Origin of the sequence: Kitasatospora sp. NPDC058048 (genome assembly GCF_042885555.1) — a bacterium.
GTDB classification, from domain to species: Bacteria; Actinomycetota; Actinomycetes; order Streptomycetales; family Streptomycetaceae; genus Kitasatospora; species Kitasatospora lactacystinica.
On sequence record NZ_JBHVRT010000035.1, the window covers coordinates 102,088 to 108,855 of the forward strand.

4 protein-coding genes and 1 pseudogene are annotated in these 6,768 nt (G+C 76.5%); 1 reads left to right on the top strand and 4 read right to left on the bottom strand.

Features of this window, described 5'->3' with window-relative positions:
* Positions 1 to 61 precede the first annotated feature (61 nt).
* From ACFVVA_RS30835 to ACFVVA_RS30850, 4 genes are all read right to left on the bottom strand, one after another.
* Positions 62 to 2,260, bottom strand: coding sequence for an FUSC family protein (locus tag ACFVVA_RS30835; RefSeq protein WP_387694040.1), 2,199 nt, complete (start codon positions 2,258 to 2,260; stop codon positions 62 to 64).
* Between the two features lie 9 nt (positions 2,261 to 2,269).
* On the bottom strand, positions 2,270 to 3,511 hold the full coding sequence (locus ACFVVA_RS30840; protein WP_387694041.1) for an HTTM domain-containing protein: 1,242 nt from the start codon (positions 3,509 to 3,511) through the stop codon (positions 2,270 to 2,272).
* Positions 3,508 to 4,170 carry a DUF5819 family protein gene (locus ACFVVA_RS30845; RefSeq protein WP_387694042.1) on the bottom strand — a complete coding sequence of 221 codons (663 nt, stop codon included), beginning with the start codon at positions 4,168 to 4,170 and terminating at the stop codon, positions 3,508 to 3,510. The genes ACFVVA_RS30840 and ACFVVA_RS30845 overlap by 4 nt, the downstream gene beginning before the upstream one ends.
* 98 nt (positions 4,171 to 4,268) lie before the next feature.
* Complete coding sequence (locus tag ACFVVA_RS30850) at positions 4,269 to 5,486, bottom strand: rhodanese-like domain-containing protein (protein ID WP_387694043.1); 1,218 nt, start codon at positions 5,484 to 5,486, stop codon at positions 4,269 to 4,271.
* Positions 5,487 to 5,764: 278 nt separating this feature from the next.
* Between ACFVVA_RS30850 and ACFVVA_RS30855 the strand changes: the two are divergent.
* Positions 5,765 to 6,768: pseudogene (locus tag ACFVVA_RS30855) on the top strand (hypothetical protein); the annotation flags it as partial.

Below are 6,768 nucleotides of genomic sequence, written 5' to 3' on the forward strand. Positions count from 1 at the left end.
GGGGTGTTTTTGTTTTTTTTCACTCCTCCCATGTTAAACCCCCCCACCCCGCGGGGGTGGTTTACATTAAAAAACACCCCCCCCCGCGCCCCCCCACCCCCGGAGCCGCCCCCGGCCCCCCACCCTCCCGAGAACCACCCTCCCGAGAGCCCTCCCCCACAGAAGACCCCCGCAAAGCCCGCTCCAGATCCCGCAGGGCCTGCCCCACCAACCGGGTCCCCGCCCTCACCACATCCCGCTGCACCCCCGCCGGCGCCGCCGCCAGCCCCTCCTCCAACCACACCTGGGCGTCCCGCACCGCCCCGAACTCCACCGTCCGCCCCGTCAGCATCGCCCCCGCCGCGAGCGCCGTCGCCAGCCGCAGCTCCTCCGCGTACGCCCCCGCCCCCGGCACCGGCTCCGCGTCTCCCGCCGGCAGGTGGGCCTCCAGCAGCACCGCCGCCCGCCCGAGGGCGCCGACCGCCGCCCGGGCCCGGTCGATCTGGCGCCGGCTCACCCCGGCCAGCCCGGATTCGTGCCGCCCCGGTTCGGCGTCGGCCCGCTGCATCGCCTGGAACAGTTCGGAGCGCGCCTCCCGGGAGTCCAGCAGCGCGCTGCGCACCACCCGCCCGCGCGACGCCGCCGGCTCCTCGTAGCAGGCGATCACCGCCGCCGCGTACCGTCCGGCGGCCGCCAGCCATTCGGCGAGCCGTTCGCCGAGCCGGGCGGTCTGCCAGGTCGGGAAGAGCGCGTACGTGACGAGTGCGATCGATCCGCCGAGCAGGGTGAGCCCGACCCGTTCGACGGCCGTCACCAGCGGGTTGCCCTCCTGCAGTCCGAGCAGGAACACCACGTACGTGGAGATCCCGACCGTGGTGAGCGCGTACCCGGTGCGGAACGCCAGGTACGACCCGCCGATGCAGATCACCGCCAGCGCGGCCAGCACCCATTGCCCGGGGTGGGCGAGCTGCACCACGAGCGTCGAGACGGCGACCCCGACCACCGTTCCGGCCAGCCGGGCGACGCCCCGGCTGTAGGTCTGGGCGAAGTCCGGCCGCATCACCATCGCGGCGGTCATCGGCGCCCAGTACCCGTGGTGGAATCCGGCGAGCCGGGCCAGCAGGTAGGCGACGGTGACCACGCCGGCGAGCCGGACGGCGTGCTGGAAGATCGCCGAGCGCGGGTGCAGCTGCCGCCGCACGGCCCGTGCCGCGACCGGCAGCATCCGGGCGATGGTGGGTTTGCGCAGCGCCCCGCCGGCCCCGACGACGGGGGTGGTGATGGTGTCCTCGTCGTTGCGGTCCAGGGTGTCCGCGGCCTTCCGCAGCAGCCCGCCGAGCCGCCGGGCGGAGCGCCGGGCCGCGCCCTGGAGCCGCGGCCCGTCGTCGGAGCCGACCAGGGTGAGCGAGGGCGCGGAGCGGGGGAGCCGGACGGGGTCGCCGGTGCGGATCGCCCGGGCGAGGGCGTCCATGACCTCGGCGGCGGCGGCCAGCACTTCCCGGGCCCGGTCCCGTCCCGGCCCTTCCTCGGGGGCGCCCACCTTGGGGTCGGCGAGTGCGGCGAGGGTGGGCCGGATGCGCTCGGCGGTGCCGCGCAGTCCGCGCAGCTCGGGTGGCCGGTGGCGGTCCTGCCAGGGGGTGAGGGCGGCGGCGTGGCGGGCCGTCATGAACGGCTCCGGATCGACGTGCGCGGTCGGGTCCTGTCGCAACCGGCGGGCGTAGTCGGCGAGTTCGGCGTAGGTGTCGGCGAGGGCCTCCCGTTGGGCGGTCCAGCTGCCGATCGGCCAGACGGTGATGACGGTGGCCTGGGCGACTCCGCCCAGGGCGGCGACGAGCCCGTGGCCGAGCGCGGTGACCGTGCTGACCGGGAGTTGCACGACGATCAGCATCACCGAGACGGTGTTGGTGGCGACCACTCCGGCGGTCGGCCCGATCGCCCAGGCCAGTCCGGCGCCGAAGGCCCACACCGCGAGCAGCACCGGGAACAGCCCGGGGACGCCGGCGGCCAGGTAGCCGAGGAAGGTGCTGATGCCGAGTCCGGCGCCGGCGGCGACGGCGAGGCTGGCCCGGGGCCGGAAGCTGCGCTGGAAGGTGGCCGAGCCGGCGATGAACGCGCCCATCGCGGCCGAGGTGGCGAGCGCGACCCCGCCGAGCGCGAGGGTGGGGAAGAGCACCAGCGCCACCGCGACGGCCCCGCGCACCGCCCGCTTGGGGTCGGTGAGCGCCCGGTCCAGGGTGAGCCCGGTCCGCGCGGTGTCACGAAGTGCGGCGAACCAGGACATAGCGACATCCTAGGCCGGATACCTCCGCCGGATCCGGCTCAGCCGCGCCGCCGCCCACAGCAGTGCCCCGGTCGGCAGGAACACCGCGTCCGCCGCGATCATCGCGAGCGAGAAGACCGGCAGCCCGAGCACGACCGCGATCCCCGCGTGCTCCAGCATCATGACGGCCAGCAGGCCGTTCTTGACCCGCCGGTTGAGCAGCGTGAACGGGAACGCCACCTGGAGGATCACGGTGCCGTAGGAGATCAGGAAGACCGGCAGCAGCGCCGAGCCGACCAGCGCGGACAGCCCCGGCCAGGGCGTGAAGTAGTCCAGGTGCAGCGGGTAGTACAGCGCGGTGCCGTCCTGCCAGCGCGTGCCCTGCACCTTGTACCAGCCGGCCGTCGCGTAGATCAGCACCACCTCGACGGCGATCACCAGCATCGCGCAGTTGTGCGCCATGTTCGCCAGCGCGTCGAGCACCGCCCGCGGCTCGCCGTCCGGCCGCAGCCGGCCGAGCGTCCACCAGAGCCCGGCCGCCGTCCAGAGCGCCCAGAACAGCGGCGACCAGCCGAGGTACGGGAAGGCCCGGTCGGTCCAGGTCAGGGTGTCCCCGGCGAAGCCGCCGAACTGACAGGCCGCCAGGACGGCTCCGAGCACCGCCCAGAGCATCACCCCGGTCCGCCCGGGTGCTCGGCGCCGGGCGTCCAGCGACCAGACCTCGGCGCAGCGGGTGAAGACCAGGTAGACCGCCATCAGGTGGACGACGTTGTCACCGCCGTCGCCGAGGAAGACGTCGCGGTTCTGCAGGGACAGCACGGTGACCAGGAACAGCACCGTGCTCGCCCTGGTCCGCCAGCCCAGCAGCACGGCCAGGGCGGCCAGCACGGCCAGGTGGTAGACCAGCTCGAACCAGAGCCGGCCGCCGAACCAGGGCAGCACGGTGAACGCCCCGTTGTCGGCCAGCAGCCGTTCGGCCAGCTCCGCCGACCAGGGGGAGAGGTCGCCGTACAGCACCCGCCGGTGCGGCCACTCGCGCAGCAGGTGGGCCAGCCAGACCAGCCCGAAGCCGATCCGCACCACCGCCGCCTGGTGGCGGCCGAGCGCCCGTCCGGTGAACGCCTCCGCGGCCCGCCCGAGCGGTGCCCGCGGCCCGCGTGCCGGCCCCGCCGCCCCGGACTCCACCGGCCGGCCGGCCCCGGTCTGCCGGGGCACCCCGCCGACCGGCCCCGCCCCGCCCGGTGCGGCGGCCCGCACCGTCGCCTCGTTCATCCGAGCAGCCCCCGGTAGTCCTCGTCCGTCACCGGCCACCACGGCAGCTCCCGCACCCGGGGCGCCGCCGGCGCGGGCTCGCCGCTCCAGGACGGCGGCGGGACGGTGGCCGCGGTCGACCGGAACTGGATCTCCACGACCCGCCCGCCGTCCGCCTCCCGGCCGATCCGCTGCAGGGCGATCCGCTCGAGGTACTGCTCGGCGAGCCTGCCGCGCGGGGAGGCCGGGCTCTCGTCCTGCGGGTTGTGCGAGCCGTCGTAGAAGTCCCAGGCCCGGCGCAGCAGGTTCTGCTCGACGTGGCTGGGCGCCGGGTTGCCCCGTATCGCGGCGACGTCCTGGGCGGTCAGCCCGATCCAGTCGTGGGTGCGGGTGGACCCGTCGGGCGCGGCGGTGCGGATCCGGGCGTCCACGCTCACGTTCTGCTGGAGCGGGTTGGGCGCGAACAGCTTCCAGTTCTGCTCGAACTCCGGGTACACCACGCCGTCGACCTCGTCCCGGTACTGCCGGGACACCGAGTTGGCGGGCGCGACGTGCAGGAACACCGCGGCGAGGAACAGCCCGGTGCCGCCGGCCAGCACCGAGCCGGCGAAGCCGAGGACCAGCTGCGCGGGCCTGGACCAGGTCCTCCCGGCAGCCGGCCGGTCCGTCGTCTCGGTCATGGCCTCCCCCGACCGGTCGGCGGGCGCCACCGGCCCGGTGCCGGCGCGCTCGCGCGCGCCCATCCTGCCGCACGGCACGGGCGGCGGGTGCCGGGCCGTCAGAGGACGAAGGCCTCCTGGCCGGTGCTGCTCACCATCGGACGGCCCGCACCCTGCCAGGCGTGCATCCCGCCGTCCACGTTCACCGCGTCCCGGCCCTGCTGGACCAGGTACTGGACGACCTGCGCGGAGCGGCCGCCGACCCGGCAGAGCACGTACAGCTTCTCCTCCGGCAGCTCGCCGAGGCGGGCGATCACCTCGCCGATCGGGATGTGCAGCGCGCCGTCGACGTGGCCGGCGTCCCACTCGTCCTGCTCGCGCACGTCCAGCAGGGCGGCGTCGGCGGGCACGGCGGCGGCGTCGGCGGAGGGGATCTGCGGGAACATCGTGTGGCTCTCCTGGGATTCGCGGGGATGCGTGTCATTGTCGCCCACCGGCGCCGTACCCCGGCCGCCGGAGGCCGTACCGTCCGCCGGAGCCGGCCCGCCGAGCAGCCGCTCCAGCTCGGTCCGCCGTTCGGCGGCCTTGGCCAGCAGTTCCTCGGCGAGCTGTTCCAGCAGGCGGTCCGGGTCCTGCGGGGCCAGGGCGAGCAGCTGGCCCATCGGGGTCTGCTCCAGCCGGACCTGCTCGGTGGCGGTCTCGGTGATCTTGGCGGTCAGCCAGTCCAGCCGGCGGCGCAGCCAGTCCGCGCGGTCGGGCGCGTCGACGGCGGGCGCGGCCTGCGGCGCGGTGGACCACTCGGCGGCCAGGGCCCCCAGAGCGGTCGCGTCGCCGTACGCGTAGGCCTCGTTGACCCGGGCCAGGAAGGCGGCCCGGCGCTGCTGCTCGGCAGGGTCGGTGGTCAGGTCGGGGTGGGCGCGGCGGACCAGCTCGCGGTAGATCCGCTGGGCGTCCTTGCCGGGCCGCACCCGCTCCGGTGCGGCGGGCGGCGGGGCCGCCTCCCCGTCCTGGCCGGACTGCTCCCGCACCGAGTCGAAGAGCGCGTCCAGGTCCGGCAGGTCCTCGACCTGCTGCCGCGCCTCGGCGGCCCGGCGCAGGTCCTCCGGCCGGCCGGTGCGGGCCGCGACGGCCTCGGCGACCAGCGCGTCCAGTTCGTCCAGCCGGGCGTACAGCGGGCCGAGCAGCTGGTGGTGGATCAGCGCGAAGTTGTCGATCTCGACCCGCAGCGTCTGGACGTCCACGTCCATGCTGAGCCAGGCGAGCTCGGCGGCGGCGACCCGCTCCTCCAGTGCCTGCTGCTCCGGGTCCGTCCAGCGGGCGGGGCTCTGCGCGCTCACTTGTCGCCTCTGTCTCGTCCGGCCGGCTGCGTCCTGCGGACCACCCGTACGGGCGGTCCGGCCTGCCACCCTACCGCCGTGGTCGCGGGCCCCGTCCGGGTGAACCGGAGGCACGAACCGGCGTGCGGCACACGACACGCAACCGATCCTGAGGAATCTCCCCGTTTCGGTGTCGAGCCCGGCCCGGTCCGTGCTTCGCTGGTATCCGCACAGCGTGCCTTCCTCCGGAGCGACGGCCGCCCCCGGGCGCGGCGGCCAGGCGGGAGCAGAGCGAATCCATGGTGGCCGAGTCCAACTCCACACCGCGGCCGGCGGGCGACGGAACCGCGCCGGGCGACCACCCGACGGGTGTGGCCGCCCTGGTCCGGCTCGTCCCCGTCCTGATCGACCGGTCCGGCCGGATCGCCCAGTGGGGCCGGGCCGCCGAGGAACTCTTCGGCCACCGCGCCGAGGTCGCCCACGACCGCCCGGCCTCCGGCCTGCTGCCCGCCCTGGAACCCCGGGCGCGCGAACGCTGCTCCGTCCGCCGCCCCTGCGACGCGTTCGACACCCTCGCCGAGCGGACCACCGACGGCCGCCCCTGGGCCGGCCGGCTGACCGTCACCGACCGCGAGGAGCACCAGCGCGACGTGCTCTGGTGGGCCTACCCGCTGCCCGGCCCGGCCGGCGGACTGCTGGCGCTGGCCGCCGACGCCCGCCCGCTGCGCTCCACCGGGCCGCGGCTCGCGCTCGGCGAGCGGCTGCTCCCCTTCGCCGCCGCGCCCGGCGCCCGGGGCGGCTTCCACACCCTGACCGCGGCGCTCACCCCGGCCGCCCGGCCGGTGCCCGAGCCACTGGCCCGGCTGCTGCCCGCCGGCCACCGCGCGGCGCTGCTGGCCGCGCTGGACCGGGGCGGACTGCCCGCCCTGCGACTGGACCCGGCCACCGTGCTGCCGGTGCTGCCCGCCGACGCGCAGACCGGTACGGCGCACGCGGCCGCCGGCCTCGGCCGCCGCTACCCGACGCCCCAGCAGCGCGCCGCCCGGGTCGGCCCGCCGCCGCAGCCCGAACAGGGCGCGCCCGGCCGCCGGCCGCCCGGCCCGCTGCCCGTCCAGCGCGAGGCCGCCGAACGCCCCGCCGCCCCGGCCGCCGTCCCCTCCGCCGTCCGGCCGGTGGCCGCCGTCGCGGGCGCCGCGGCGGGCGGCGGCCCCCCCCGACCCCCCCCCCCCACCCGCCCCGGGGGCCCCCCCCCCCACCCCCGAGGCCCCCCCCAACACAAACACCCCCCCCCACCAACCCCCCA